General features: G+C 68.5%; 23 protein-coding genes. 14 read left to right on the forward strand and 9 right to left on the reverse strand.

The window, feature by feature from the left end; translation table 11 throughout:
- Nucleotides 1-206 precede the first annotated feature (206 nt).
- Nucleotides 207-1,052 (reverse strand): alpha/beta fold hydrolase, encoded by an 846-nt coding sequence (locus ASG30_RS02305; protein ID WP_156385387.1) that lies wholly within the window; start codon nucleotides 1,050-1,052, stop codon nucleotides 207-209.
- A 37-nt stretch (nucleotides 1,053-1,089) separates the two neighbouring features.
- On the opposite strand from ASG30_RS02305, the gene ASG30_RS02310 reads away from it, so the two are divergent.
- Genes ASG30_RS02310 through ASG30_RS02330 form a run of 5 tightly spaced genes read left to right on the forward strand, consistent with a single transcriptional unit; the run spans nucleotide 1,090 to nucleotide 5,859 of the window.
- Nucleotides 1,090-1,896, forward strand: coding sequence for an IclR family transcriptional regulator (locus ASG30_RS02310; RefSeq protein WP_055892047.1), 807 nt, complete (start codon nucleotides 1,090-1,092; stop codon nucleotides 1,894-1,896).
- Nucleotides 1,897-1,952: 56 nt separating this feature from the next.
- A complete protein-coding gene (locus ASG30_RS02315; RefSeq protein ID WP_055892050.1) occupies nucleotides 1,953-3,185 on the forward strand; it encodes an alpha-hydroxy acid oxidase in 1,233 nt (410 codons plus the stop codon).
- Between the two features lie 51 nt (nucleotides 3,186-3,236).
- Nucleotides 3,237-4,211 carry a Bug family tripartite tricarboxylate transporter substrate binding protein gene (locus ASG30_RS02320; protein ID WP_055892053.1) on the forward strand — a complete coding sequence of 325 codons (975 nt, stop codon included), beginning with the start codon at nucleotides 3,237-3,239 and terminating at the stop codon, nucleotides 4,209-4,211.
- An 8-nt stretch (nucleotides 4,212-4,219) separates the two neighbouring features.
- Nucleotides 4,220-5,098, forward strand: coding sequence for a TauD/TfdA dioxygenase family protein (locus ASG30_RS02325; protein WP_055892056.1), 879 nt, complete (start codon nucleotides 4,220-4,222; stop codon nucleotides 5,096-5,098).
- Nucleotides 5,095-5,859 carry a class II aldolase/adducin family protein gene (locus ASG30_RS02330; protein ID WP_055892058.1) on the forward strand — a complete coding sequence of 255 codons (765 nt, stop codon included), beginning with the start codon at nucleotides 5,095-5,097 and terminating at the stop codon, nucleotides 5,857-5,859. The genes ASG30_RS02325 and ASG30_RS02330 overlap by 4 nt, the downstream gene beginning before the upstream one ends.
- A 143-nt stretch (nucleotides 5,860-6,002) precedes the next feature.
- Here the strand turns inward: ASG30_RS02330 and ASG30_RS02335 are convergent, their stop codons facing one another.
- Nucleotides 6,003-6,755 carry an IclR family transcriptional regulator gene (locus ASG30_RS02335; RefSeq protein ID WP_055892059.1) on the reverse strand — a complete coding sequence of 251 codons (753 nt, stop codon included), beginning with the start codon at nucleotides 6,753-6,755 and terminating at the stop codon, nucleotides 6,003-6,005.
- 131 nt (nucleotides 6,756-6,886) lie between these two features.
- Between ASG30_RS02335 and ASG30_RS02340 the strand changes: the two genes are divergently transcribed.
- The 8 genes from ASG30_RS02340 to ASG30_RS02375 are packed head-to-tail and all read left to right on the forward strand — an operon-like array spanning nucleotide 6,887 to nucleotide 14,710.
- On the forward strand, nucleotides 6,887-7,681 hold the full coding sequence (locus ASG30_RS02340) for an enoyl-CoA hydratase/isomerase family protein (RefSeq protein WP_235579723.1): 795 nt from the start codon (nucleotides 6,887-6,889) through the stop codon (nucleotides 7,679-7,681).
- Nucleotides 7,681-9,309, forward strand: a complete 1,629-nt coding sequence (locus tag ASG30_RS02345; RefSeq protein WP_082521835.1) for an acyl-CoA mutase large subunit family protein — start codon at nucleotides 7,681-7,683, stop codon at nucleotides 9,307-9,309. The genes ASG30_RS02340 and ASG30_RS02345 overlap by 1 nt, the downstream gene beginning before the upstream one ends.
- On the forward strand, nucleotides 9,306-9,722 hold the full coding sequence (locus ASG30_RS02350) for a cobalamin B12-binding domain-containing protein (RefSeq protein WP_055892060.1): 417 nt from the start codon (nucleotides 9,306-9,308) through the stop codon (nucleotides 9,720-9,722). The genes ASG30_RS02345 and ASG30_RS02350 overlap by 4 nt, the downstream gene beginning before the upstream one ends.
- Nucleotides 9,719-10,846: a CaiB/BaiF CoA transferase family protein gene (locus ASG30_RS02355; protein WP_055892063.1), complete on the forward strand. Its 1,128-nt coding sequence runs from the start codon at nucleotides 9,719-9,721 to the stop codon at nucleotides 10,844-10,846. Before ASG30_RS02350 ends, ASG30_RS02355 begins: the two co-directional genes overlap by 4 nt.
- Before the next feature lie 58 nt (nucleotides 10,847-10,904).
- Complete coding sequence (locus ASG30_RS02360) at nucleotides 10,905-11,801, forward strand: ArgK/MeaB family GTPase (protein ID WP_055892066.1); 897 nt, start codon at nucleotides 10,905-10,907, stop codon at nucleotides 11,799-11,801.
- Nucleotides 11,802-11,826: 25 nt separating this feature from the next.
- Complete coding sequence (locus ASG30_RS02365; protein ID WP_055892069.1) at nucleotides 11,827-12,792, forward strand: Bug family tripartite tricarboxylate transporter substrate binding protein; 966 nt, start codon at nucleotides 11,827-11,829, stop codon at nucleotides 12,790-12,792.
- A 10-nt stretch (nucleotides 12,793-12,802) separates the two neighbouring features.
- Nucleotides 12,803-13,507 (forward strand): 4-carboxy-4-hydroxy-2-oxoadipate aldolase/oxaloacetate decarboxylase, encoded by a 705-nt coding sequence (locus tag ASG30_RS02370; protein WP_055892071.1) that lies wholly within the window; start codon nucleotides 12,803-12,805, stop codon nucleotides 13,505-13,507.
- On the forward strand, nucleotides 13,508-14,710 hold the full coding sequence (locus ASG30_RS02375; RefSeq protein ID WP_055892074.1) for an MFS transporter: 1,203 nt from the start codon (nucleotides 13,508-13,510) through the stop codon (nucleotides 14,708-14,710).
- A 49-nt stretch (nucleotides 14,711-14,759) separates the two neighbouring features.
- Here the strand turns inward: ASG30_RS02375 and ASG30_RS02380 are convergent, their stop codons facing one another.
- The 6 genes from ASG30_RS02380 to ASG30_RS02405 all read right to left on the reverse strand — a co-directional run bounded on the left by ASG30_RS02380 (nucleotide 14,760) and on the right by ASG30_RS02405 (nucleotide 20,644).
- Nucleotides 14,760-17,234, reverse strand: a complete 2,475-nt coding sequence (locus tag ASG30_RS02380) for a DUF4962 domain-containing protein (protein WP_156385388.1) — start codon at nucleotides 17,232-17,234, stop codon at nucleotides 14,760-14,762.
- A gap of 111 nt (nucleotides 17,235-17,345) precedes the next feature.
- Nucleotides 17,346-18,251: a hypothetical protein gene (locus ASG30_RS22345; RefSeq protein ID WP_156385389.1), complete on the reverse strand. Its 906-nt coding sequence runs from the start codon at nucleotides 18,249-18,251 to the stop codon at nucleotides 17,346-17,348.
- 139 nt (nucleotides 18,252-18,390) lie between these two features.
- Nucleotides 18,391-18,927, reverse strand: coding sequence for a hypothetical protein (locus ASG30_RS02390; protein ID WP_156385390.1), 537 nt, complete (start codon nucleotides 18,925-18,927; stop codon nucleotides 18,391-18,393).
- 118 nt (nucleotides 18,928-19,045) lie between these two features.
- The gene (locus ASG30_RS02395) at nucleotides 19,046-19,609 is read right to left on the reverse strand and encodes a GspH/FimT family pseudopilin (RefSeq protein ID WP_082521837.1); all 564 of its coding nucleotides are present in this window, start codon (nucleotides 19,607-19,609) and stop codon (nucleotides 19,046-19,048) included.
- A gap of 18 nt (nucleotides 19,610-19,627) precedes the next feature.
- Entirely contained in the window at nucleotides 19,628-20,011 is a 384-nt protein-coding gene (locus ASG30_RS02400; protein ID WP_055892085.1) for a hypothetical protein, read from the reverse strand.
- A 114-nt stretch (nucleotides 20,012-20,125) separates the two neighbouring features.
- Complete coding sequence (locus ASG30_RS02405) at nucleotides 20,126-20,644, reverse strand: response regulator (protein ID WP_235579724.1); 519 nt, start codon at nucleotides 20,642-20,644, stop codon at nucleotides 20,126-20,128.
- Nucleotides 20,645-20,859: 215 nt separating this feature from the next.
- On the opposite strand from ASG30_RS02405, the gene ASG30_RS02410 reads away from it, so the two are divergent.
- The gene (locus ASG30_RS02410; protein WP_055892092.1) at nucleotides 20,860-21,798 is read left to right on the forward strand and encodes a hypothetical protein; all 939 of its coding nucleotides are present in this window, start codon (nucleotides 20,860-20,862) and stop codon (nucleotides 21,796-21,798) included.
- Between the two features lie 68 nt (nucleotides 21,799-21,866).
- On the opposite strand, the gene ASG30_RS02415 is transcribed toward ASG30_RS02410, so the two are convergent.
- A complete protein-coding gene (locus tag ASG30_RS02415; RefSeq protein WP_055892095.1) occupies nucleotides 21,867-23,684 on the reverse strand; it encodes a multicopper oxidase family protein in 1,818 nt (605 codons plus the stop codon).
- Nucleotides 23,685-23,698: the final 14 nt, after the last annotated feature.

The following is a 23,698-nucleotide window of genomic DNA, read 5'->3' on the forward strand; positions in this document are numbered from 1 at the left end:
CGACCTCCGACGCTTGCGGCGTGTCCAGCTATGGATTGGCTAGCGCGCTCCGTGCATCCGCGCACGCAGTCACCGGCCGTTCGAGCGACCCGCACTGCAGTGGTGCCGCGCACCTCGACCCGCATCCCGCCGGTCACGGAATGCATGGAACGTAATCCTTCGAAAGCGCTACCGCGGCCGTTGCGGAGTCGATCCCCGCGAAGTCGTCACGCCGCCAGCGCGGAGAGCATGGCCTCGTTGAAGCGCTCCGCCGCCTCGAACTGCACCCAGTGGCCGGTGTCGGGGATCACCGTCATGCCACCGAACCGGGGGTTGGCGCACAGCGCGGCCTTCACCTGCGGCCACAGGCCGTCCATCAGCACATCCTCGCCGCCGTAGATCGCGCTGAAGGGGCACTGGAAGCCGCGGATCGCTTCCTGGAAAGCCGGCGTGGTCACCAGCCGCCGCCGGCGCATGCGGTCGCGCGTGACGTTGTGCGCCTGCAGCGAGAGCGCCACGTCGTCGATGGCCTGCGGCTGGTGCAGCATGATCGCGCCCAGGTTGTGGCGGTGGATGCGCAGGCGTTCCTGCGGCGTCGACGAGAGGCTCCACGGCTTGAGGTCGACGCCGCGGCCCCGCTGCAGCGGCACGACGGGCGCACCCACCAGCAGCAGGCGCGACACGCGCTGCGGCATCTGCGACGCGAGCAGCGCCGCCACCAGGCTGCCGAACGAGAAGGCGACGATGTCCACCGGCCGCTCGCCGACCAGGCGGGCCAGCCCCTCGGCCACGGGCGCCACCACCGCGTCGGCATCACCACCGCCGGGCGGGACGGACGACTCGCCGAAGCCCGGCAGGTCGGGCACCACGGCCATGCGGCCCGCCCCCACCACCGCCGGGATGTTGCGCAGCCAGTGCGTCCAGCTGCCGCTGCCGCCGTGGAGCAGCACGACGGGCTCGCCCTCGCCCCAGAGGCGCCAGGCGATGTGGCCGTCGCCGCAGGGCGTCTCGCGCCGCCGGGCCCGGTCTTCGAGGTCGCGCATCTCGCGCGGGAGTTCCATGTCGTGGTCCATCAGGCCTCCATGATAGGAACAGCGGGACAATGGCCCCATGGACATGCCCACCGGCACGCAGAGTCTCTCGCGCAGCATCCGGCTGCTGCGCGTGCTCGCCACGCGCGGCGAGATCGGCTGGCGCCTGTCGGACCTGGCCGCGGCTTGCGAGCTCGACAAGAGCACGGCCCACCGCATCCTGGCCGCGCTGCAGAAGGAGAGGCTGGTGCAGCAGCGCGCCGGCGACCGCCGCTACCTGCCGGGGCCGCTGCTGTTCGAGCTGGGCCTGTCGGTGCACGGGCAGCACGCCTTCCAGGACGTGGCGCGGGCGAGGCTGGCGCCCTGGTCGCGCCGCATGGACGGCAGCGCCCTGCTGCTGCTGCGCAGCGGGCACGAGTACGTCTGCAGCGTTCGCACCGGCCCCGCGCGGCTGCCGGGCCTGATGGTGGAACAGGGCACGCGGCGGCCGCTCTTCACCTCGGTCGGGGGCGTGGCGATCCTGCAGACGTTCGGCGACGACGAGGCCCGCGAGGTCCTGGCCAACAACGTCGAGCAGGAGACCGCCAAGCGCGGCACGGCGCGCCTGCCCCTGCTGGAGAAGATGCGCGAGCGCTCGGCCCAGCATGGCTTCGGCGTGAACCTGGGCGACGTGGTCGGCGGCGTGCATGCTTTCGCCGTGCCGCTGCGCGGGCCGGAGGGCACGGCCTTCGCGTCCGTGTGCCTGATCGGCACGGCGGAGCGCTTCCCGCCTTCGCGGCTGCTGGAAATCCATGAAGAGCTCACCCGCATCGCCGGCGAGCTGCAGCTGGAAGCGCAGCAGCTGCTCTTCGCGCCGGCGGCGCCGAACCAGAAGTCCAACATGTGAAACTTCATGCGCGGCCGCCCTTGGGTCGCGCGCGCCGCATCGATAACGTTGCGGCCATGAACATCCAGTCCGCGCACAACCTCGAGGACGTGCGGCAGATGGCGCGCCGCAAGCTGCCCCGCATCGCCTTCGATTTCATCGACGGCGGCGTCGACGACGAGCTGTGCCTGCGCCGCAACCGCGAAGCCTTCCAGCAGCACCGCCTGCTGCCCCGCTACCTGGTCGACGTCTCGAAAAGGGACCCGTCCACCGTGCTGCTGGGGCGGCGCTACTCGAGCCCCTTCGGCATCTCGCCCACCGGGCTGGCGGGCCTGTTCTGCCCCGACGCCGACCGCATGCTGGCCGAGGCGGCGGGCCAGGCCAACATCCCCTTCCTGCTCTCGAGCGCGAGCAACGGCGCGCTGGAGGACATCGCCCCGGTGGCGCCCGAGCACGTGTGGTTCCAGATGTACTGCACGAGCGACGAGAAAATCAACGCCGACCTGGTGCGGCGTGCGCGCGCCAGCGGCGTGCGGGTGCTGGTGGTGTCGGTGGACGTGCCGGTGAACTCCAACCGCGAGCGCAACAAGCGCAACGGCTTCAGCCGGCCCTTCCGCATGACGCCGGGCGTGGTGCTGGAAGCCCTGGCCCATCCCGCGTGGGTGCTGCGCTACCTGCAGACCGGCGGCATCCCGATGATGCGCAACTGGAAGCCGTATGCGCCCGAGGGCGCTTCGGCCGCGCAGGTGGCCGACCTCTACGGCACGCTGACGCCCGCGCCCATGGTGCATTGGGGCCACCTGCAGCGCATCCGCGAATCCTGGCCGGGGCCGCTGGTGGTCAAGGGCCTGATGCATCCGGAAGACGCGAAGCAGGCGGTGCGCATGGGCGTGGATGCGCTGGTCGTCTCCAACCACGGCGGGCGCCAGCTCGACGTCGCGCCCTCGCCGCTGGAGGTGCTGCCCGCGATCCGCAAGGCGGTGGGCGAGGACGTGGAGCTCATCCTGGACAGCGGCGTGCGGCGCGGCTCCGACATCGTGATCGCGCGCTGCCTGGGCGCGAAGTTCTCGATCTTCGGCCGGCCCACGCTGTTCGGCGCCGCGGCCGCGGGCGCCGAAGGCATCGAGCGGGTGATCCGGCTCGTGCGCAACGAGGTCGACATGGTGCTGGCGCAGATCGGCTGCGCGAACTTCGACGACCTGCATCAGGGTTTCCTCTGGGCCCCGGGCGCCGAGGCCGCGCCACCGCCCGCTGCCGCGGCACCGGAAGTCCAACATGTGGAACAACCGGTGGCCGTTCCCTTTCCGTGACCGGGGCGCGTCGCTAACGTATCCCTTCCCAGAAAGACAAGGAGACAAGCCGTGACTACTTTCGCAAGAAGGCCCATCCTCGGGCTGCTGGCGGCCGCGGCCGCCGCGCTGCTGCCGCTGGCGACGCTGGCGCAGTCGGACTACCCCAACCGGCCGGTGAAGATCATCGTGGCCTACCCGGCGGGCCAGAGCACGGACATCGCCACGCGCTACTTCGCGCAGAAGCTGACGCAGGCCATGGGCCAGAGCTTCGTGGTGGAGAACCGCCCGGGCGCCTCGGGGAACATCGGGACCGCCGTCGCGGCCAAGACCGCGCCCGACGGCTACACGCTGATCATGGGCGCGTCCGGCACGCATGCGATGAACCCGGCGCTGTTCGATAACCCGGGCTTCGACGCCGAGAAGGACTTCGACGCCATCATGCTGACGGCGCTGATCCCGTTCGCGATCTCGGCGGGGCCCAGCGCCAACATCAACTCGCTGACCGAACTCATCGCGCAGGCGCGGAACAAGGCGGGCAAGGTCGACGCGGCCATCCCCAGCGTCACCGGCCAGCTGGTGCTGGAGATGCTCAAGCAGCGCGACGTGCCGCTGTTCGGCGTGAAGTTCAAGGGCTCGGCCGACGCCATGACCGCGACGCTCGGCGGGCATGTGCCCGTGCTGATCGACACGGTCGCGGCCACGCGCACGCAGCTGGGCAGGATCAAGGTGCTGGCCGTCACGACGGCGCAGCCGATGGCCTCCATGCCCGGCGTGAAGACGGCCAGCGAACAGGGCCTGGCCAACTTCAACATCGCCGCGTGGAACGCATTGATGGCGCCCAAGGGCATCCCGCCCGAGATCCACGCGAAGCTGGCCACCGAGATGCGCAAGATCCTCGACCTGCCCGAGACGCAGAAGGCCCTGGGTGACCTGGGCTTCGAACGCGCGCCGGTCTACACGCAGGCCGAACTCAACGCCTGGCTGCGGGAGGAGCGCCGCAGCTATGCCCAGACCATCAAGTCCGCCCAGATGAAGCCCGAGTGAGACCCACCATGCCGAAGATCCGCACCTCCCCCCTGCACAGCAACTTCGCCGTGCAGGTCCACGCCCAGGTCATGGACCTGGTGAACGATCCCGATGCCATCGAGGAGCTCAAGGGCCTGTGGCAGAACTCGCCGGTGATGATCTTCCGGCGCCAGTCGCTGGAGGAATCGGAGCTGGTGCGCTTCACCGAGCACTTCGGCCGCTGCGAGACCACCGGCCGCAAGGACATCCAGTCGCCCTACCAGGAGCAGATCATCTACTTCAGCACGCTGAAGTACGCCGATGGCCGCTTCGTCGGCGGCTTCGCCGGCGGCGACGACGTGGACTGGCATTCGGACCAGACCTACCAGGTGCGCCCGGCCACCGGCGCCATGCTGTTCGGCACCGAGGTGCCGCGCGACGGCGGCGACATCTACTGGGCCGACCAGTACGGCGCCTGGGATCGCCTGCCCCAGGACATCCAGCAGCTGATCGAAGGCAAGACCGGCGTCTACCGCTACGCCAAGCGCTACGCCATGCTCAATGCGCTGGAGTTGAAGGACAAGGAGAAGGCCAACGCGATGCTCAGCCTGCCCGATGCGAAGCACAAGCTGGTGCTTACGCATCCGCGCACCGGCCGCAAGGCGCTGTACGCCGACCCGACCACGCTGGTGGCGATCGAGGGCCTGTCCGAGGCGGAGGCCGCGCGCGTCATGCCGGTCCTGTTCGAGGCCGGCGGCCATCCCTCGCTGGTGTACCGGCACAAGGTGCACAACGGCGACCTGCTGATGTGGGACAACGGCTGCACCATGCACCGGCGCGACGAGATGCGGCTGGACCAGCCGCGGCTGATGAAGCGCACCACCTTCCGCCTGTCGGCCAGCGACTACTGCGTGCCGCAGGCATGAAGCGCGACGCCGCGGTCCGCGACCTGGTCACCGACCAGGAGTGGCAGGCCCGCGTCGAGCTCGCGGCCTGCTACCGGCTCATGCCGCTCTACGGCATGAGCGACCTGATCTACAACCACATCACGTCGCGGGTGCCGGGCACGCAGGACCGCCTGCTGATCAATCCGTATGGTTTCCTGTATGAGGAGATCACGGCGTCCAGCCTGGTGACGATCGACCTGGCCGGCAACGTCGTCTTCAACCCGCACGACGACCACGGCATCAATGCCGCCGGCTACGTGATCCACAGCGCGGTGCACATGGCGCGCCACGACGTTGGCTGCGCCATGCACACGCACTCGCGCGCGGGCATGGCGGTGTCGGCCCTCAAGTGCGGGCTGCTGCCGCTGACGCAGACGGCCATGCGCTTCGCCGACATCGCCTACCACGACTACGAGGGGCCGGCGATCGACGAGGGCGAGCGCGAGCGGCTGGTGCGGGACCTGGGCGACTCCACCGCGATGGTCCTGCGCAACCATGGGCTGCTGGCCCTGGGCGCCGACGTGCCGCAGTGCTTCAACACCATGTACTGGCTGGAGATGGCCTGCCGGGCGCAGGTGGACGCGATGGCCTGCAATGCGGAGCTGCTGATCCCGGCGAAGGACGTGGTCGACAGAACCTGCCATCTCTACAAGCCGCACGTGCGTAGGCCGCACGGGGTGCTGGAGTGGCCGGCGATGCTGCGGCTGCTGGACCGGCGGGATCCTTCTTACAAGGAATAGGACAGAACACAGAGGCACAGAGGCACAGAGAAAAAGAAGAGGCATCCATCAACAAGACCTCCGTGTTCCTCTGTGCCTCTGTGCCTCTGTGCCTCTGTGCCTCTGTGTTCTGTCCCTCCGTGTAGTGCACGCAGGCTACCCATTCAGCCCCGGGACCACTGCCGCGAGATGAAGCTGCAAGTCGCCAGCAGCAGCTGCGCGTGCTCCGTCACGTTGCCTTCCATCCGGTGCCGGGGCCCGGCCACCGCCACGGCCAGCGTCTCCGAGTTCACCGACAGGAACGCCGACACCGCCCACACGTCCGGCACGTTCTCCCCCCGCGTGAGGAAGTAGCCCCGCCTGCGGCTCTCCAGGATGTCCGCGACCAGCGTGTCCCCGTCCGTGAGCGTCGCGCCCGTGATGGCCGGCAGCTCGCGGCCGGACAGCAGCGCGCGCAGTTCGGACTCCTTGAGGCTGCCCATCAGCGCCTTGCCGATGGCGCTGGAATGCAGCGGCTTGAACTCGCCCGGCTTGGCCGAATAGCGGATGGAGTGCGGGCTCTCCACCACCTGCAGGTAGATCACCGACTCGCCCTGCCGCTTGCCCAGGATCACCGTCTCGCGCGACGCATCGCGCAGGCGCTCCAGCATCGGCATCACGCGCTCGACGAACGGGTCCTTCTCGTGGATGGAGCGCGCCAGGTCGAAGAAGCGGCGCGTCGGGTACAGCGCGCGCGGGCGCGTCAGCGAGTAGAGGTAGCCGCGCGCGGTGAGCGTGCCCACGATGGCGTGGCAGCTGCTCTTGGGGATGCCGGTCATCTCCGCCAGGTCGGTCAGCGACAGCGGTTTCTGGACCTTGTCGAAGGCTTCGAAGATGTCGAGCACGCGCTCGACAGCGGTGACGGCGACGTTGCTCATCCTTGGCTTTGTTCAGCCCGCTGAACAAATCTCCTTGTGCTGCGTTCCGGAAGGGTTGCGCGATGCGCGTTGTTCGAGATATCGAACAACGGTTCTTTTCACCGAACCGCGACGAATCTAGCATGCCCGCCATGCAAGCCACCACGATGCAAGGAAGCGGCGAAAACATCCGCGTCCTGGAACGCAGCCCCGGCGCGGTCTGGATCACCGTCGACCGCGCCCAGAAGCACAACGCCCTGGCCCGCCCCGTCCTGAAGGAACTGGCCGCCGCCGTGCGCACCGCCGGTGCGCGCGAGGACGTGCGCTACCTGGTGGTCACCGGCGCGGGCGACAAGTACTTCGCCGCGGGCGGCGACCTGCGCGACCTGTCCAACGTTCGCGATGAAGCGGCCGTGATGGCGATGATGGAAGAAGCCGGCGCCGCGCTCGACGCCATCCGCCAATGCCCCGTGCCCGTGATCGCCTTCCTCAACGGCGATGCGATCGGTGGCGGCGCGGAGCTCGCGCTGGCCTGCGACATGCGCCTGCAAACGGCGCACGCGCGCATCGGCTACATCCAGGCCAAGCTGGCCATCACCTCCGCCTGGGGTGGCGGGCCCGACCTGTTCCAGCTCATCGGCCCGGCGCATGCGATGCGCATGATGAGCCGCTGCGAGCTGGTGGGCGCCGAGCAGGCGCTCGCCTGGGGCCTGGCCGACGCCGTGATCGGCGACGGGCCCGAGGGCGCCGACGCCAAGACTTTCTTCAAGCCGCTGGACGCCTGCGCGCCGCAGGTGCTGCGCGGCATCAAGGCCCAGGCCATCGTGGCCCGCCAGGGCCAGGGCTGGAAGGCGCACCGCGCGACCGAACAGCAGCACCTGGTTCGCACCTGGCTGCACGACGACCACTGGGCCGCCTCCGAAAAGCTTTTGTCCAAAGGTTCCTGATGAACGCGAGAGACCCCAATCCCCCCGCCACCGGGCTGGCCGAACCCGTGCTGGGCCCGCTGAGCCGCAGCGGCATTCCCGTGCCCACCGCCGTCGACGCCGGCGCCGTCAAGGCCGAGAACATCGGCAAGCCCGGCGAATACCCGTTCACGCGAGGCATCTTCCCGGACGGCTACCAGGGCCGGCTGTGGACCATCCGCCAGTACTCGGGCTTCGGCACCGCCGAGGAATCGAACGAGCGCTACAAGTTCCTGCTGGACCAGGGCCAGACCGGCCTGTCGGTGGCGCTGGACCTGCCCACGCAGTGCGGCTTCGATCCCACGCACCCGATGGCCCGGCCGGAGATCGGCAAGGTGGGCGTGTCGCTGTCCAACCTGAGCGAGGCCGAGATCCTGTTCAAGGACCTGGACCTGTCGAAGATCTCCACCTCGTTCACCATCAACGGCACGGCCGCGATCATCTACGCGATGTACCTGGCGGTGGCGGACAAGCAGGGCGTGCCGCGCAGCAAGCTCACCGGCACCATCCAGAACGACATCCTGAAGGAGTACGTGGCGCGCGGCACCTGGATCTTCCCGGTGCGGCCGTCGATGCGTCTGATCGCCGACTCCATCCTGTACTCCAACGACACCACGCCGCGCTTCAACCCGATCAGCATCGCGGGCGCGCACGTGCGCGATGCCGGCGCGACCGCCGCGGAGGAGATGGCGTACACGCTGGCCAACGGCCTGGCCTACGTCGACGAGCTGCAGCGCCGCGGCGGCGACGTGGAGAAGTTCGCCAAGCGGCTGTCGTTCTTCTTCTACGTGCACATGGACTTCTTCGACGAGATCGCGAAGTTCCGCGCCGGCCGGCGCCTGTGGGCGCGCTTCATGAAGGAGCGCTACGGCGCCAACGACCCCAAGGCGCAGCACTTCCGCTTCGGCGTGGTGTGCGGCGGCTCCTCGCTGGTGGCGCCGCAGCCCTACAACAACGCGGTGCGCGTGGCGGTGGAAACCATGGCCGCGGTGTTCGGCGGTGCGCAGTCCATCTTCACCTGCGCCTTCGACGAGGCCTTCCAGATCCCCACCGAGTTCTCGGCGGAGCTGGCGGTTCGCACGCAGCAGATGATCGCCTTCGAGTCGGGCATCGCCCGCACGGTGGACCCGCTGGGCGGCAGCTACTTCCTGGAGCAGCACACCGACCGCATGGAAGAGGCCATCCTGAAGGTGATGAACGAGATCGACGCCTACGGCGGCGTGGTCCCGGCCATCGAGGACGGCTGGATCCAGCTGCGCCTAGCCGAGCGCGGCCTGGAGCGCAAGCTGGACACCGACTCGGGCAAGAACGTCATCGTCGGCCAGAACCACTTCCGCAGGGAGGGCGAGCGGATCGGCGTGGGCGACGTGTTCAAGCTGGACCCCACCGTGGCGCAGCGCGCGCTGGAGAAGTTCCAGCGCACGCTGGACACTCGCAGCCAGGCCGCCGTCGATGCGTCGCTGGCCAGGCTGGCCGCGGCGGCCGCCAAGGACAGCGAGAACGTCATGCCCTACCTGGTGGACTGCTGCCATGCCTACGCCACCGTGGGCGAGATGGTCGCGTGCCTGAAGAAGGAATGGGGCGAATTCAAGGAGCCGGTGAATCTATGAACGACGTGAAAGAGGCCCGGCCGCTGGCGGGCAAGCGGATCCTGGTGGGCAAGCCGGGGCTGGACGGGCACGACATCGGCGCCAAGATCGTCGCGCTCACGCTGCGCGACGCCGGTGCCGAAGTGATCTACACCGGCCTGCGCCGCAGCCCGGCGCAGATCGCGCAGGTGGCGGTGGACGAAGGCGTGGACGCGGTCGGCCTGTCGATCCTCTCGGGCAGCCACAAGGAGCTGGTGGGCGACGTGATCGCCGAGCTGCGAGCCCACAAGGCCGGCGACGTGAAGGTGTTCGTCGGCGGCACCATCCCCGGCGAGGACCACGCCGCCCTGCACGAGCTGGGCGTGGCGGCGGTGTTCACGGCGGACATGCCGCTGGAGAGCGTGGTGTCGCAACTGGCGGCGAAGCTGGCATGAACGGTCCTCTCTCGGGCATCCGCATCATCGAGGTCGGCCACATGCTGGCCGGGCCCTATTGCGGCCTGCTGCTGGCCGACATGGGCGCCGAGGTGATCAAGGTGGAGCCGCCCGAGGGCGACATCGCCCGCAAGGTCAGCCCGCACTTCATCGGGCCCCACAACGCCTACTTCGCCAGCCTGAACCGCAACAAGAAGAGCGTGGTGCTGGACCTGGCGAGCACCGCGGGGCGGGCCGAACTGGAGTCGCTGGCCTCGTCGTCGCATGCGCTCATCACCAACCTGCGGCCATCCGCGATCAAGAAGCTCGGGCTCACCTACGCGGGCCTGAAGGCCTGCAACCCGAAGATCGTCTGCGTGGCGCTGACGGGGTATGGGCTGGACGGTCCTTACTCGGAGGCCCCGGCCTACGACTACGTGATCCAGGCGATCACCGGCGTGATGGCGCTCACCGGCGATCCTTCGTCGCCGCCGACCAAGGCCGGCTACTCGGCGGTCGACAACTCGGCGGGGATCATGGCGGCGATGGGCCTGCTGGCCAAGATCATCGAAGGCCGCGGCGGCCAGGTCGACGTGGCCATGTACGACGTGATGATGTCGCAGCTGAACTACCTGGCGGGCGCATCGCTCAACACCGGCGAAGTGGTGGAGCGGCTCGCGAATTCCTCGCACCCCTACATGGTGCCGGCGCAGATCTTCCCCACGGCCGACGGCTGGCTCACGCTCTTCATCACGCACGACAAGTTCTGGCAGACGTTCTGCACCGAGATCGGCCGGCCCGGCTGGGCGACCGACCCCGTGTTCGCCACCATGGCGGCGCGGCGCGAAAACCGCGCCCGGGTGCTGGCGGCCATCGGCGAAGTGTTGCTGCAGGCCGGCGCCGCCGAATGGGTGCGGCGGCTCGCACCGCTGGGCGTGGTGGCCTCCGAAGTGGGCACGCTGGCGCAGGCGCTCGAAGGCGACCTGGCCCGCTCGCGCGACCTGGTCGTGCCGCTGGGCGGGCCGAAGTCGCCGCTGCGTGCCGTGGGCGCGCCCCTGAAGTTCGACGGGTTCACGCCGGACTACGGCATGCCGCCGCTGCTGGACGAGCACCACCAGGAGGTGCTGGGGAAGGCGCTGGCATGAGCCGCCGGGCCGCTCCCAAGGCTCATGGCACCGCAGCGCGCAGCGCGGAGGTTATCCAATGAGCAAACCCCCGCTGGACCGACACGCCCTGGGCCGCCGGCTGTCGAAGCTGGCCAATGCCAGCACGGCGGACCTGGTGCGGCTGCAGCGCACCGAGCCCTGCGCCACGCCGGCGCGGCGCATCGGGCTGACCGGCCCGCCGGGCGCGGGCAAGAGCACGCTGGCCGGGCACCTGGCGCTGCACCGCGGCCGCGACCGGCGCCTGGGCGTGCTGGCGGTGGACCCGAGCAGCCCCAGGACCGGCGGCGCCATCCTGGGCGACCGCATCCGCATGGACGAGCTGGCCGGCAGCGCCGAGATCTACATCCGCTCGATCGGCTCGCGTTCGGCGAACGACGGGCTCTCGGACAACCTGCCCGAGATGCTGGACGCGATGGACGAGTTCAGCTTCGACGAGGTGCTGCTGGAGACGGTGGGCGTGGGCCAGGCCGAACACGCGGCCCGCGTGCAGGTGGACACGCTGGCGCTGGTGCTGCTGCCCGAGAGCGGCGACGTGGTGCAGGCGATGAAGGCCGGCATCATGGAGATGGCCGACCTCTTCGTGGTGAACAAGGCCGACCTGCCCGGCGCCCAGAAGATGGCCACCGACATCCAGCGCATCAGCGCCCTCTCGCGGCGCGCTGCGGATGCCTGGCGCCCGCCCGTGCTGCTGGTGTCGTCCTCCATGCCGGAGACGGTGTCGGCCCTCTCGGCCGCCATCGACCACCACCAGGCGTGGCTGGCCGGGACCGACCGCCGCACGGCGCTGCTGCAGGCGCGTGCGCGCTACCGGTTGCGGCGGCTGATCGAGCGGCGCACGGCCGATGCCGTGGCGGCGCTGGAGGCGAAGACGCTGGAGGCGCCGCTCGAGGAGCAGCTCGAGCGCGCCCTGCAGGCGATCCGGAATCCGGGCTGACCGACGAACACAAGGAGACAACGACATGCTCAAGCAGATCCGCCACTGGGCCGCGATCGCTGCGCTGGCCACTTTCGCCCTCGCGGGCCAGGCGCAGGACTTCCCGAACAAGCCCGTGAAGATCCTGGTGCCGCAGACGCCGGGCGGCGCGTCCGACGCGCTGGCGCGCATCGTGGCGCAGAAGCTCGGCGAGAAATGGGGCCAGCCGGTCGTGGTGGAGAACCGCGCCGGCGCGGGCGGCAACGTGGGCATGGAAGTGGTGGCCAACTCGCCGGCCGACGGCTACACGCTGCTCATGAGCTACGTCGGGACGCACGCGATCAACGGCGCGCTGTACAAGAAGCTGCCGTTCGACCCGGAGAAGGACTTCGCGCCCGTCGCCACGCTGGCCACCCTGCCCTTCGTGGTGGTGGCCAAGGCCGACTCGCCATTCAAGACCATCCCCGAGCTGATCGCCGCGGCGAAGAAGGGCCCCCTCACCTACGGGTCGGCCGGCAACGGTTCGGTGAACCACCTGCTGGGCGAGATGTTCAACTCCGCCGCGGGCGTGAAGCTGGTGCACGTGCCCTACCGCGGCGCCGCGCCGGCGATGCAGGACCTGATGGGCGGGCAGATCAACCTGGTGTTCACCAGCCTGCCTTCGGTGGCCGGCGCGATCAAGCAGGGCACGCTGCACCCGATCGCGGTCACGAGCGCCAAGCGCGCGGGATCCTTCGCCACCATCCCCACCGTGGCCGAGGCCGGCTTCAAGGACTTCGACGTCAACCCGTGGTTCGGCCTGTTCGCGCCGGCCAAGGTGCCGCCGCAGGTGATCCGCAAGATCAACGCGGACGTGAACGAGGTGCTCAAGTCAAAAGACGTGGTCGACAAGTTCGCCGCCCAGGGCGCCGAGCCCTACCTTACCGACCCGCAGCAATTCGCCGGCGTGCTGAAGGCGGACATCGCCAAGTGGAGCCAGGTCGTCAAGGCATCCGGCGCGTCCGTCGATTGAAAGGTTTGCAATGAGTCCCTCCAAGGTCTTCCTGAAGGTCAATCGCGTCGCGCCCGAAATCGTGGCGCAGGCGCGCGAGGTCACCGTGGCCGACGTGCACGAGGCCATGGGCCCGCCCGGCCGCGCGGCGCTGATGTCGTCGCGCATGCGCCCGCTCAAGGAAGGACAGAGGATCGCCGGACCGGCCGTCACCGCCTTCTGCTGGCCGGGTGACAACCTGATGATGCACCGCGCGCTGTACCTGGCCAAGCCGGGCGATGTGCTGGTGGTCGTGTGCCAGGCCGAACTCTCCGGCGCGCAGTGGGGCGACCTGGCGACGCGCTACGCGCTGCAGAAGGGCCTGGCGGGCGTGGTGGTGCAAGGCTGTGCACGCGACGTGGACCAGGTGCGCGCGCTCGGGCTGCCGGTGTGGTCCACCCACATCTGGCCGATCCACCCGGACAAGTCCGGCCACGGCTTCGTCAATGCGCCGGTGGTGTGCGAAGGGGTGAACGTGAAGCCGGGCGACCTCATCATCGCGGACGGCGACGGCGTGGTCTGCGTGCCGCGCGACGATGCCGCGCGCGTGGTCGCGGCCGCCCAGGCCAAGATGCGCAAGGAAGACGAGGCCGCCGAGAAGGTGCGCGCCGGCGCGGCCGTCTGGGACCTGAGCGGCGCCGCCGCGATCTACGCGGGGATGGAGATCGAAGAGGTCGATGCCGCTTACGATGACTGAATGATCCGACCCTCCACCGGCACGTGGACGGCCCTGGCGGTGACGCTGGCCGTGCAGGCGCTGGTTTCCATGGCCGTGTTGACCGTTCCCGCGATGGCGCCGGCCATGGCGCAGTCGCTCGGCGTCTCGCCCACGCTGATCGGCGCCTACGTCGCCGTGGTCTACATCGGGGCCATGCTCGCGAGCCTGCTCGGGGGGCCGCTGGTGATGCGCTGGGGCGCGATCCGCGTGAGCCAGGTGGGGCTGGTGGTGTGCGCGGCGGGGCTGGCGCTCCTGGCCGCGGCGCCCGGGCTCGCCTCGGCCCTGGTCGGCGCCTGGCTGATCGGGCTGGGCTACGGGCCGATCACGCCGGCCAGTTCGCACCTGCTGGCCAAGTCCACACCGCCGGACCGACGCTCATTGGTGTTCTCCATCAAGCAGGCCGGCGTGCCGCTCGGCGGCGTGATGGCCGGGGCGCTCGTGCCCGGGCTGCTGATCGTCGGCGGGACCGATGCCGCGCTGCTGGCCGTGGCCGCGGGCAACCTGCTGTGCGCCGTGATCGCCCAGCCGATCCGCGCGGAGCTCGATGCGGACCGGCAGCCGGGGCACTCGCTCGGGTTCGCCAACCTGGCCGGACCGGTGCGGCTGGTCACGTCGCATGCCGAACTCGCGCAGCTGGCTTCGTTCTCGTTCGTGTTCTCCGTGGTGCAGATGTGCCTGGCGGCGTACCTGGTGACCTACCTGCACTCGGCCCTGGGGTACAGCCTGGTGGTGGCGGGGGCGATGCTGTCGGCCTCGCAGGTGGGCGGTGTCGTGGGGCGGATCCTGTGGGGCTACATCGCGGACCGGTGGCTGGGCTCCCGGCGCATGCTGGCGGTGCTGGCCGTGCTGATGGCCCTGTGCTGCGGCGCCACTGCGGCCTTGCAGGCGGGCACACCGGTCGCGCTGGTGCTTGTGTTGATGGCCGTGTTCGGTGCGTCGGGCACGGGCTGGAACGGCGTGTACCTGGCGGAGATCGCGCGGCTCGCGCCCCCCGGGCAGGCGAGCGCCGCGACGGGCGGCGCGCTGTCCGTGACTTTCCTGGGGGTGGTGCTGGGGCCCGTGCTGTTCGGCACGCTGTCGGGCATGTTCGACAGCTATCGGGCCGGGTACCTGGTGCTGGCGTTGCCGACGGCGATCTGTGCGTGGCAGCTGCGCAGCGCGCGGCGGACGAAGACGGCTTGAGGGTGGTCGTGCATCGTGCGGCGGGGCGATCGCCCGCCGCACGATGCGGTCACGGCAGGCGGGTGACGCTGACCTGGCCGCCGGTCGTGATGGATGCCGACAGCAATCCGTCCGCCCCGACGAGGCCTGCGTCGATCACCGATCCACCGGGCTGCGTGATGGCATAGCGGCCCGGCACCAGGCCCGAGACGAGGAGCGCGTGCGTTCCCCCGTCGGCCACGCTGAAAACCACCTGCGGCACCGGTGCGCCCAGGGCGTCGTCGCGGAGCAGGACGAGCAGGCTCGCGCCGTCGTGAACCACCCGTGTGCCGACGAAGCCCGAGGTGCTGCCGATGGATTCCACGGTGGGGAGTGCCGGCGAGGCCTGGTCGGTGAAGCTCATGGCGTTCAGCAGCACGGTGGCCGGGCCGTCTGCGTCGAGTTCGAGGCCGAACCCGCCGATGGCGGGACTTCCACGGCCGAAGTAGTTGGATCGGCCCCTCAGCACGGGCACTTGCGGAGCCACTGTGGTGTGCACCATCCGCCCACCGGCCATCGCATCGACACAGCCCGCGCCGCCGAACATGCTTTCGCCGCACGGGGAAGCCGTGACGTACGTTCTCGGGTCCGCAGTGGCGAGGAAGTCTCCCCTGCTGTGGACCATGTACGTGACACTGTCCGCAGCGCCATTGGACGTGACGACCGAATCGCCGACCACGACGATGTGCTTGTAGTGGACGAGCAGGCGGTCGAACCGTTGCAGCGTGCGGCGCACACCGGAATCCTCTGACGTGCCATAGGCGGCTGCCGCATCCCCGATCACTGCGCGCAGGCCCGGGACGGCGGCCGATGCATGCACCGCTGCGATGCGGCCGTAGGCTGGATCGTTGGCACTGAAGCGCGGGTCGAGGATCGGCGTTCTCTGCCCCTCGCCGTTCACCAGCAAGGTGTTGTGGATCGCGGTGTCGTCGGCCAGGCCGCTGCCGCTCCAGTTGTTCAGGTCGGCGGCCTGCCAGCCCTTGTGCCAGACCACGAAGCTGTTCTGGTCGCGGTGCTGGTGGCTCGTGATCTGCGGGCCCTTGGCGCTGAAGAAGCTCACGGCCGTCGCATTGGCCGTCCAGTCGCTTCGCGAGTGGAACCACTGCGACGAGGCCGTGAACGTGGGCAGCACGGCTTCGGACGTGAAGTCCTGTTGCGCCCTGGTGGGCTCGTCGAACAGGAACTCGTGGATCCGCGCCCGACGGGTGCGCAGCACGCCGTCGGAGAGATCGCGCACCCAGTGCTGCGCCATCGCGCCGGCAGGCTGACCGGACAGGCCATCCGCCAGCATCGCCATCAGCGCGGCGTCGGCCGTGGTGACCGGCCCTTGGGCGTCGCTGGCGAGGTCACCCACCTGGACCAGCGTGGGCGGGTTGCTGGACGCGTTGTAAGCCGCGCCGCCGCGGTAGCCGTGCGAGCCGCGCTTGGAGAACATGTCCGGCTGCATCGAGTAGAGCTGGTAGCGCACCAGCTCGTCGGCGTAGTGGAGGCCCGGCGCCTTGAACAGGTCGAGCTTGCGGCCCACCGAGGCGTCCCGCAGCCACAACATCACTTCGACGAGGTCCTGCTTGGACTTGCGTCCATAGTGCGTGCCTTCGTGCCAGTAGCCGCCCTGCCCGTCGCCCTTCAGGTACGCGAAGATGGCGGGCCACTTCTCCTGCACGAGGAAGTTCCAGTTCCGCACCGCTGCGGGATCCTCGCCCCAGGTGGCGAGCGCCTGCAGGACGGTCGCGACGAGGTAGCCGTAGTGGTAGTTGTTTGCGGGATCGCTCAGGGCCCAGCCGCCGTCTTGGCGGTCATTCCAGATCCTGTCGACTGCCGTCCTCATGTACCCGCGATAGCTCTCCTTCTGGGATTCGGTCAGCCTGTCATGCAGCCAGTCGTACACGAGGGCGACGTTCTTGACGTAAAGGTGCGCGTACAGGAACTGCCCTGCCGCGAGGCAGCGGCCTGGATTGGCGAAATCGGTCGAGGGCAGATCGGTCGGGTAGCGGGCAACGCACGGCGGGGATCCCGGGGAAGCGTCGATGGGCTCGCTCGTCAGGCCCGCCACCATCAGGTCCGCGAACTGGATCGCCCGCTGGGCAAAAGCCTCTTCCCTCGTCACCACGAAGGCCAGGGCGAAGTGCCAGGCCTCGATGCCGTACTCGTGTCCGTCCGCCAGCGCGGCCTGGGCCTTGAGGAAGGGATAGGCGACTTCCCAGTTCTCGTCGGTCGAAGGTGCCCCGATGGAACCGTCGGGCAGGCGACCTGCCTTCGCCTGGAGAGCGCTCAATCGCTCTGGATCGATGGAGATTCTCGGGTGCTGGGCGCGCAGGCTGGCGGAGAGACAGCCGTCCGGCGACGCATGGACGATTGGCAATGCACCATCGACGATCGAGCAGGAGCTGCCGGTGACGGGATCAGGCTCCTGCGGCTCCGACGATCCGCCGCTTCCGCAGCCCCAGAGCGGCAATAAGAGAACCAGGCCCGCGACGAGACGAACCACCTTTGTTGCGCTTGACAAGATCTGCCTCCAGAACGGTCGACGGCGACCGTTCCGGAGAATCCCGGCGAAGGAGCGCGGCTTGAAGGCGCAAGGTCACTCAGGATTCGAACGCGGGGAGGCCCGGGAGCTTCACTGCGCAAACGTCATCCGACCGACGACGAGGCTGCGACGGTCGTCCGCCGGGCTGGTAGCGGTGTAATACGACGAGCCCGTCGACAAGCTCCATGTGTACCCGACGATCTTGCGCGTGCTGGCATCCGCGTAAAGCCGCATGGTGCCCAACCCGGCGCCGTTCTGGTCGGATCCGGATCCATCAGCCGCGGTTCCCTTGCGCGTATCACCGTCCCCGTGCGGCGAGCTCGTCGAATCGATGATCCGCAGCTCGTACTGAACCGTGTTTTCAATGATGGGCTTTGTGGCCTGGGAACGCTCGACGGGCGCGCCTGCAGCGATCATGGTGTGCCCTGTGCCACCACTGGTCTTGTCAAGATACTTGATGGCGACGAGGTCGCCGCGCTTGACGCTTGAAGCTGCTTCAATCCTCTGGAAGTTGTTCGTCGCCAGGATGTTGTCGTGGTACCGCGCCGAAGACGGCCCCGTGCTTCCCAGCCAGGTACTGATGCTCCCGGAAGAGAAAGCGAACGCCTTCATCAGCGAACGCGTGACAAATCCGGAGCAATCAGCGCGGCTGGCGTAGAAGCCCGCTCCATTCTCGGGCCAGCTCAGTGCCTGTTCTGAGTGCGCATAGAGATTGTTCTCGTCGAGCACATGGGTCGCGAGGCTCTCGGGCCAGAACGTCCAGTCCGCGATCGGGCCCGATCCCCCGCCATTGCCGGGCGGAATGGTGATGAACGTCGGTGGAACAAGATCCCGGTTTGCAGAATCGGCGTCTTCCGGAGGTATGAGCTCTGTGGAGACGCCCTCAGGGAGGGCCGCTTGATCGGTGCCGGAACCGGCGCCGGAGCCCCCTCCTCCGCAAGCGAGCAAAGAGGCGGCAACCAGAGCCATGAGAAAGGTCAGTGATGCACGAGCCATGGAGCGTTCTCCGCAAATGGTGGTGCCGTCGAGGCTAGGTCAGCACTTGTGGAACAAACAGTGCGGCCGTCACACGACCGTGGGGCCCGTGCTGCTGGCGAGCAGACAAACGGGAAACCGCCCTGGCCACGGAACAGCTTCAGAGCAAAGGCTGCGTCGGGCTGAAATCAGAGTGGCCGTCGCGCAGAACCGAGTGACGCTCACGCCCCGGGTCCAGCAACGCATCGCGGTCGATCGTCTTCGCCGGCCGAACCCCTGGCGCCGCGATCTCCGACCCCTTCGCGGAGCTTCCTTCCGATCGACCAGGAAGCTTGTGCAGGGAGATCGCCAGCCGCCAGCTCACGTCCCGGACCCATTGGGCGGACGTGGCATCCAGAAGTCGCATCCGCCGGACGAAACCCCGCTCGAGTTCCGTGAGCGAATGAACGAGTCGGCCGTCCCACTGCAGGAGCACGAGCCGCACGTGCAACTGCCTGGGTCCGCCGCGGCCTGCGGCGGGGAGCAACTCGAATCCGACCCAGTCCGCGGGGACCCGGGCACGTGCAAGCGTATCGCGCAACGAAAGCCAAACGATCTCCTTCACGACCGAGCCGCGCTGCTCACTGGGCTGCGGTCGCTCAGGTCGATTCGCTGCGCGCGGACTCCTCTCCTTCCTGAAGAGCGAAAACAGCTTCAAGGGCGATTTCTCCGGCGCAGGCGCGTCGTCGTCAGCAAACCTGGCTGCAAGACGAGAATCATCACGACGAGCAAGAGCGCACCCTGCTGCGGTCGGCGTCGGATGGAAGCAGATTGATTCAAGCTGGGCACCTTCCTGTCCTGGCCCTTCCGAGGATCGAGAGGCAGATCACCTTCTCGAACACACCGCGCGTCAGCAGGGAAGCGAATCGAATCTCATAAGGACCGCTGATCCCCACGACCGGACCAACAGGGCTGAACGTGATCGCAGCCACGCCAAGCGGCGTCTCGGAGGCCGCGTCGATGGCTCCGTTCGCACGTCCCGTGGTGATCACCCGATCAGGGCCGTCGATCACCCCCGCCGCCCCCTGGTCGACGAACACAACCCACCCGCCGGGCCATTCGGCGGAGCTGTCCGCGCATGCAGGCGAAGTCGCTTGCGGATCGGTGGATTTGCAGATCGTCACCTGAGCATTCAGGGTCAACGCTTCCATCCGCGCCGTGTGCATGGCCGCGACCAGGGCATCAGCTCCCGCCGACACGGATGTACGCACGAAGCAGTCCCGCAAGCTCGGGACGCCCAGGGCCAGGGCCATGCCCAGGAGCGTGAGTGCGATCAGCATTTCGACGAGCGTCAGGCCGTCGCCACGTCGCGGCAGCTCGGGTCTGCTCCTTGTTCTCATGGACAGGCAGTTGCTGGCTCACACCGTGGACATGCGCCAGTAGACGGCCTTGATGCGGATGGCGTAGCGCTCGAGCCTTCGATGCAGGTACTTCTCGAGCGTGGTCATCGCCCTGACGATCTCGCCGGTCTTCAGTGTCAGCGCCACGCAGAGGATCCATTCCTCCGAGCCCGCGAACAGCTCGCTTTCTGAGGATCCAGCGCTGGGGCACATGAGGAGGCGCAGCCGATACGACGGACGGTCGATGCCGCACCGCTCGAGGACGTCCTCCACTTCGTCCCGGATGATCTCTTCGCTTCCGATGATGCTGGTCGTCGATGCATCGGTGGGAGAGCGGGACCGGAACGGTCCCAGAAGCCACTCCCATGGCCTGCCCTTGCTGAACGCTTCCTGGTGCTGCATGGTCCCTCCTCTGGCACGAAAAGCAGACTGCCTTTCGAGCCGACTGTGAGCTTGCGGCACCCTCTCATCGTAGGAGCTAGGTCATCCGTGGGAATGCAGCTCCAGAAGCCAACTTCAGCTGTTCTCCTTGCCCGCTGCTGCGTTCGCGATGCTCGCCACTCTTGCCGCCCTGTGGACCCCCGTCAGGCGACCGAGCAGGAACTCCGGGTCCACGGGCTTGGTCAGGTGCAAGGCAAAGCCGGCGGCTCCGGACGCTGCGCGGAACTCATCGGCGCCATACCCCGTCACCGCGATGAACACGGAGCGGGACAAACCTTCCATACGCAGGCGCTGGGCGAGCTCATGGCCGCTCATGCAGGGCAGCCCGATGTCCAGGATGCACACATCGGGCGAGAAGTCCGGCGCCGCCTCCAGGGCGTCGAGAGGATGCGTACACGTCAGGACGGAGTAGCCATACATCCGCAGGAGGATCGCGAGGGACTCGATCACGTCCACGTTGTCGTCCACCAGGAGCACGCGCAGCGCGCGCTCCGAATGTCCTCCAGGCGACTCCATCACGCTCCCGAGACCCACGCAACCGGCACGGTGATCACACATCGACTGCTCCTGCAAAGATAGATTCGACGCGGCCATCATTGAATGTGTGCGGCAACTTGCGAGGTGCCGCCGGTCATCGCGTCCGGTAAGCGCGGGTAAGCCGCGCGCGCGGCTGGGCTCCACGCTGGAGCGGAGGAGACATGACTTCCTGTCTGGCGACAGGCAGCGATTCCGTGGACGGTCCCGGTCTTCCTGACCGGCCGTGGACCGCTCCGACCCGCGGGGCCAGGATGACCTAACCGCGAGGAACCATGATCACCGAGAACACCCGCAAATACGCACGTGTCATCGAGGCCTCCCAGCGCGTGCGATGGGAGATCGAAAGGGATGTCATCTGCGGCCGCACTTTCGACTACAGCCGCACATTCCTTCCCTCAGGCCTGTCCCTCGTCGACGAGATTCCCTTCCTCACCGACCCGGACCGGCGCTTCCTCTCCCAGGTCCAGGGACGCACCTATGCCTTCATGTTCGGCCTGGTGGAAAGGTTCATCGGCGCCAAGGCGCTCGAGGTCAGCCGGGACCACTGGCTGGGCGACCAGGTCGCGCTCGAAGCCCTGGTGCGCATGACCGACGAGGAACTCAAGCACCAGGCCCTGTTCCGCCGGCTCGACCAGATGATGAACGAGCGCATGCCCTCGGGCTACCGGCAGGTTGCGCAACCCAACGATGTCGGCCGCGCGGTGCTCGGCAAGAGCACCTGGGCCGTGCTCGCCCTGACACTCGACATCGAGCTGTTCACCCAGGCGCACTTCCGCGCCAGCATCGAGCACGGCGAGGACATCTGCCCGCTCTGGAAGGACGTGTTCCTGTTCCACTGGCGCGAGGAGTCGCAGCACGCCGTCCTGGACGAGCTCGAGCTGCTGCGCACCGACGCCGGCCTCACCCCGCCGCAGCGCGATGCCGCCGTCGGCGAACTGATCGAGCTGGTGGGTGCGATCGACGGCATCCTGCAGGCGCAGGCCAATGCCGACGTCGAGTACTTCGTCTCCAACGCCGCCAACCGCTTCAACCAGGTCGAGAAGGATCTCCTGCGCGCCGCCGTGCTGAAGGCCTACCGGTGGCAGTACATCACCTCCGGCGTGAGCGAACCGCGCTTCACCCGCGTCCTGTTCAGCCTGATCACGGAGCCGTCGGCCGCCCGCGTTCGCGAAGCGCTCCAGCCATTCATGTACGCCCGCCCCGCCCACTGAGCCCCCGCCGGCGCCTCGCCGCGGGCGCCCGGCTCCAGGCCCGGACCACCCGCGCCTGCGCCCTCCTCTCACACCACGTCGAACCGGGCCATCATCTGGTGGTCCTCGTGTTCGAGGTTGTGGCAATGGAAGACGAAGGGCCCCTTGTAGTTCTCGAACTTCACGTAGACATCTACCTCGCTGTTCGGTCCCAGCAGGATCGTGTCCTTCTTGGCCAGGCCGTCCCGCTCCAGGCTCTGGCCGACGTCCGTCCCGGTTCCGTCGAAAGGCGCCCTGCCGTTGCGCTTGAGCACCCGCATGAATTCATGGTGGACATGGACCGGGTGCCACCAGCCGCCCGACTTGTTGAGGAAGCGCCAGACCTCGCCGACGCCCAGCGCCGGATTGGCCGCGACACGGCGCAGGTCGCCCGCCAAGCGATCGTTGATCGCCCACTGCCCGTTGGTGCGCTCCAGCTCGAAAGTCCGCACCCGCGCCACGGCGATCTCCTGGGCGGTGGTCGCCAGGAACGGCCGCAGCTCGTTGGGCACCCGGCTCGGGTCGGGCACCGCCTCTTCCAGCACGAACTTGAGCACCTGGGTGCCGCGTGAGAGCTCGGGCCGCTCGAAAGTCCCCTTCGGACCCCGCCCATCCTCCTGCAGCGCGCGGTTGACCAGGTACAGCTCGCTGAACTGCGGGAAGGGGAACTGGCTGAAGTCGATCACCACTTCCACCCGCTCGGCCATCCCCAGCAGGAAGTTGGGGCGCCGCACCGGCCTGGACAGCAGGCCGCCCTCGGTGGCGATCTGCGTCATGGGGTAGCTGCGGCCGTTCCTGTCCTGCAGGAACAGGTGGTAGATGCGCGCGTTCGATCCGTTGAGGACGCGGAAGCGGTACTTGCGCCGCTTGACCGGCACGAACGGCTGCACCATCCCGTTGACCAGGTAGTGCTGGCCCAGGAAACCGTCGGTGTTGAACACGTCGTAGACCAGCTGGCCATTGGCGTCGAAGGTCTTCTCGTGCAGCACCAGCGGGATGTCGAACTCGCCGCTGGGCAACTGCAGCGCGAAAGGCGCGCCGGCCGCGTTGGTCTCGTCCCCCGTGTCGCGCGTGTGATCGACCAGCCCCGCCTGGTTGGGATCGCCGGGATCCAGCACCGGGTTGTCGTACACGAGGAAGAACCCCGCCAGGCCGCGGTAGACGTTCGGCGCCGTGAAATCGAGGATGTGGTCGTGGTACCAGAGCGTGGAGCCGCGCTCGTTGTGCTTGCCGTGGTTGCCGTCGGTGAAGAACCCCGGCTCCACCAGCGGATAGGCGTAGTCGAAGTGCTCGCCGCGCTCGAAAGTCACGTCGAACGGGGCGCCGCCGGGCAGGGTCATGTCCGTCGGGAAGCCGTCGAAACGGGCCGGCACGTGGGCGCCGTGCAGGTGCACGGTGGTGCGCGGCTCGCCGAAGCCGCGATGCTCCTGCGCCGAAGGCAGCTGGTTCTCGTGCCGAACGATGGTGCCGACGAATTCGTTGTGGTTGGACAGCGGCCGCTTGAACGTCGGCCCCAGCGCGAAGTTCCACGACCCGGCCGGCACGGTCCCATCGCGGTAGCCCCAGATCTCGGTGGCCGGCAGCTGCGAGTGCATCTTCACCGACCGCACTTCCGCGACGATGCGATAGAAGGTGGCCTTGCCCCGGGCCTGGGTCGGATCGACGTAGCGTGCCGCCTCGGGATCGAGGTCGGCAAAAGGCAGCTGGTTGGGCGCCCAGTCCACCGGGTTCGGGGCGGGGGGCAGCGGCAGCCGGTCGACGAAGGGCGTCAGCGTGCGCGGCTGCGCGCGCAGCGCCGGCCACGACAGCAGGGCTGCTCCGGCCGAGCCGCCCAGGCCGAGTTGGAACAATGCGCGCCTGGTGATCATGGCGATCTCCTGCT

The sequence above is a fragment of the Ramlibacter sp. Leaf400 genome (assembly GCF_001424545.1).
In the GTDB taxonomy this organism is placed as follows: domain Bacteria; phylum Pseudomonadota; class Gammaproteobacteria; order Burkholderiales; family Burkholderiaceae_C; genus Ramlibacter.

Coding starts and splice junctions, on each gene's coding strand:
- ASG30_RS02305 (WP_156385387.1), bottom strand. CDS start 1,052: ATGGACCACGACATGGAACTCCCGCGCGAGATGCGCGACCTCGAAGAC.
- ASG30_RS02310 (WP_055892047.1), top strand. CDS start 1,090: ATGGACATGCCCACCGGCACGCAGAGTCTCTCGCGCAGCATCCGGCTG.
- ASG30_RS02315 (WP_055892050.1), top strand. CDS start 1,953: ATGAACATCCAGTCCGCGCACAACCTCGAGGACGTGCGGCAGATGGCG.
- ASG30_RS02325 (WP_055892056.1), top strand. CDS start 4,220: ATGCCGAAGATCCGCACCTCCCCCCTGCACAGCAACTTCGCCGTGCAG.
- ASG30_RS02330 (WP_055892058.1), top strand. CDS start 5,095: ATGAAGCGCGACGCCGCGGTCCGCGACCTGGTCACCGACCAGGAGTGG.
- ASG30_RS02335 (WP_055892059.1), bottom strand. CDS start 6,755: ATGAGCAACGTCGCCGTCACCGCTGTCGAGCGCGTGCTCGACATCTTC.
- ASG30_RS02340 (WP_235579723.1), top strand. CDS start 6,887: ATGCAAGCCACCACGATGCAAGGAAGCGGCGAAAACATCCGCGTCCTG.
- ASG30_RS02345 (WP_082521835.1), top strand. CDS start 7,681: ATGAACGCGAGAGACCCCAATCCCCCCGCCACCGGGCTGGCCGAACCC.
- ASG30_RS02350 (WP_055892060.1), top strand. CDS start 9,306: ATGAACGACGTGAAAGAGGCCCGGCCGCTGGCGGGCAAGCGGATCCTG.
- ASG30_RS02355 (WP_055892063.1), top strand. CDS start 9,719: ATGAACGGTCCTCTCTCGGGCATCCGCATCATCGAGGTCGGCCACATG.
- ASG30_RS02360 (WP_055892066.1), top strand. CDS start 10,905: ATGAGCAAACCCCCGCTGGACCGACACGCCCTGGGCCGCCGGCTGTCG.
- ASG30_RS02365 (WP_055892069.1), top strand. CDS start 11,827: ATGCTCAAGCAGATCCGCCACTGGGCCGCGATCGCTGCGCTGGCCACT.
- ASG30_RS02370 (WP_055892071.1), top strand. CDS start 12,803: ATGAGTCCCTCCAAGGTCTTCCTGAAGGTCAATCGCGTCGCGCCCGAA.
- ASG30_RS02375 (WP_055892074.1), top strand. CDS start 13,508: ATGATCCGACCCTCCACCGGCACGTGGACGGCCCTGGCGGTGACGCTG.
- ASG30_RS22345 (WP_156385389.1), bottom strand. CDS start 18,251: ATGGCTCGTGCATCACTGACCTTTCTCATGGCTCTGGTTGCCGCCTCT.
- ASG30_RS02395 (WP_082521837.1), bottom strand. CDS start 19,609: ATGAGAACAAGGAGCAGACCCGAGCTGCCGCGACGTGGCGACGGCCTG.
- ASG30_RS02400 (WP_055892085.1), bottom strand. CDS start 20,011: ATGCAGCACCAGGAAGCGTTCAGCAAGGGCAGGCCATGGGAGTGGCTT.
- ASG30_RS02405 (WP_235579724.1), bottom strand. CDS start 20,644: ATGGCCGCGTCGAATCTATCTTTGCAGGAGCAGTCGATGTGTGATCAC.
- ASG30_RS02410 (WP_055892092.1), top strand. CDS start 20,860: ATGATCACCGAGAACACCCGCAAATACGCACGTGTCATCGAGGCCTCC.
- ASG30_RS02415 (WP_055892095.1), bottom strand. CDS start 23,684: ATGATCACCAGGCGCGCATTGTTCCAACTCGGCCTGGGCGGCTCGGCC.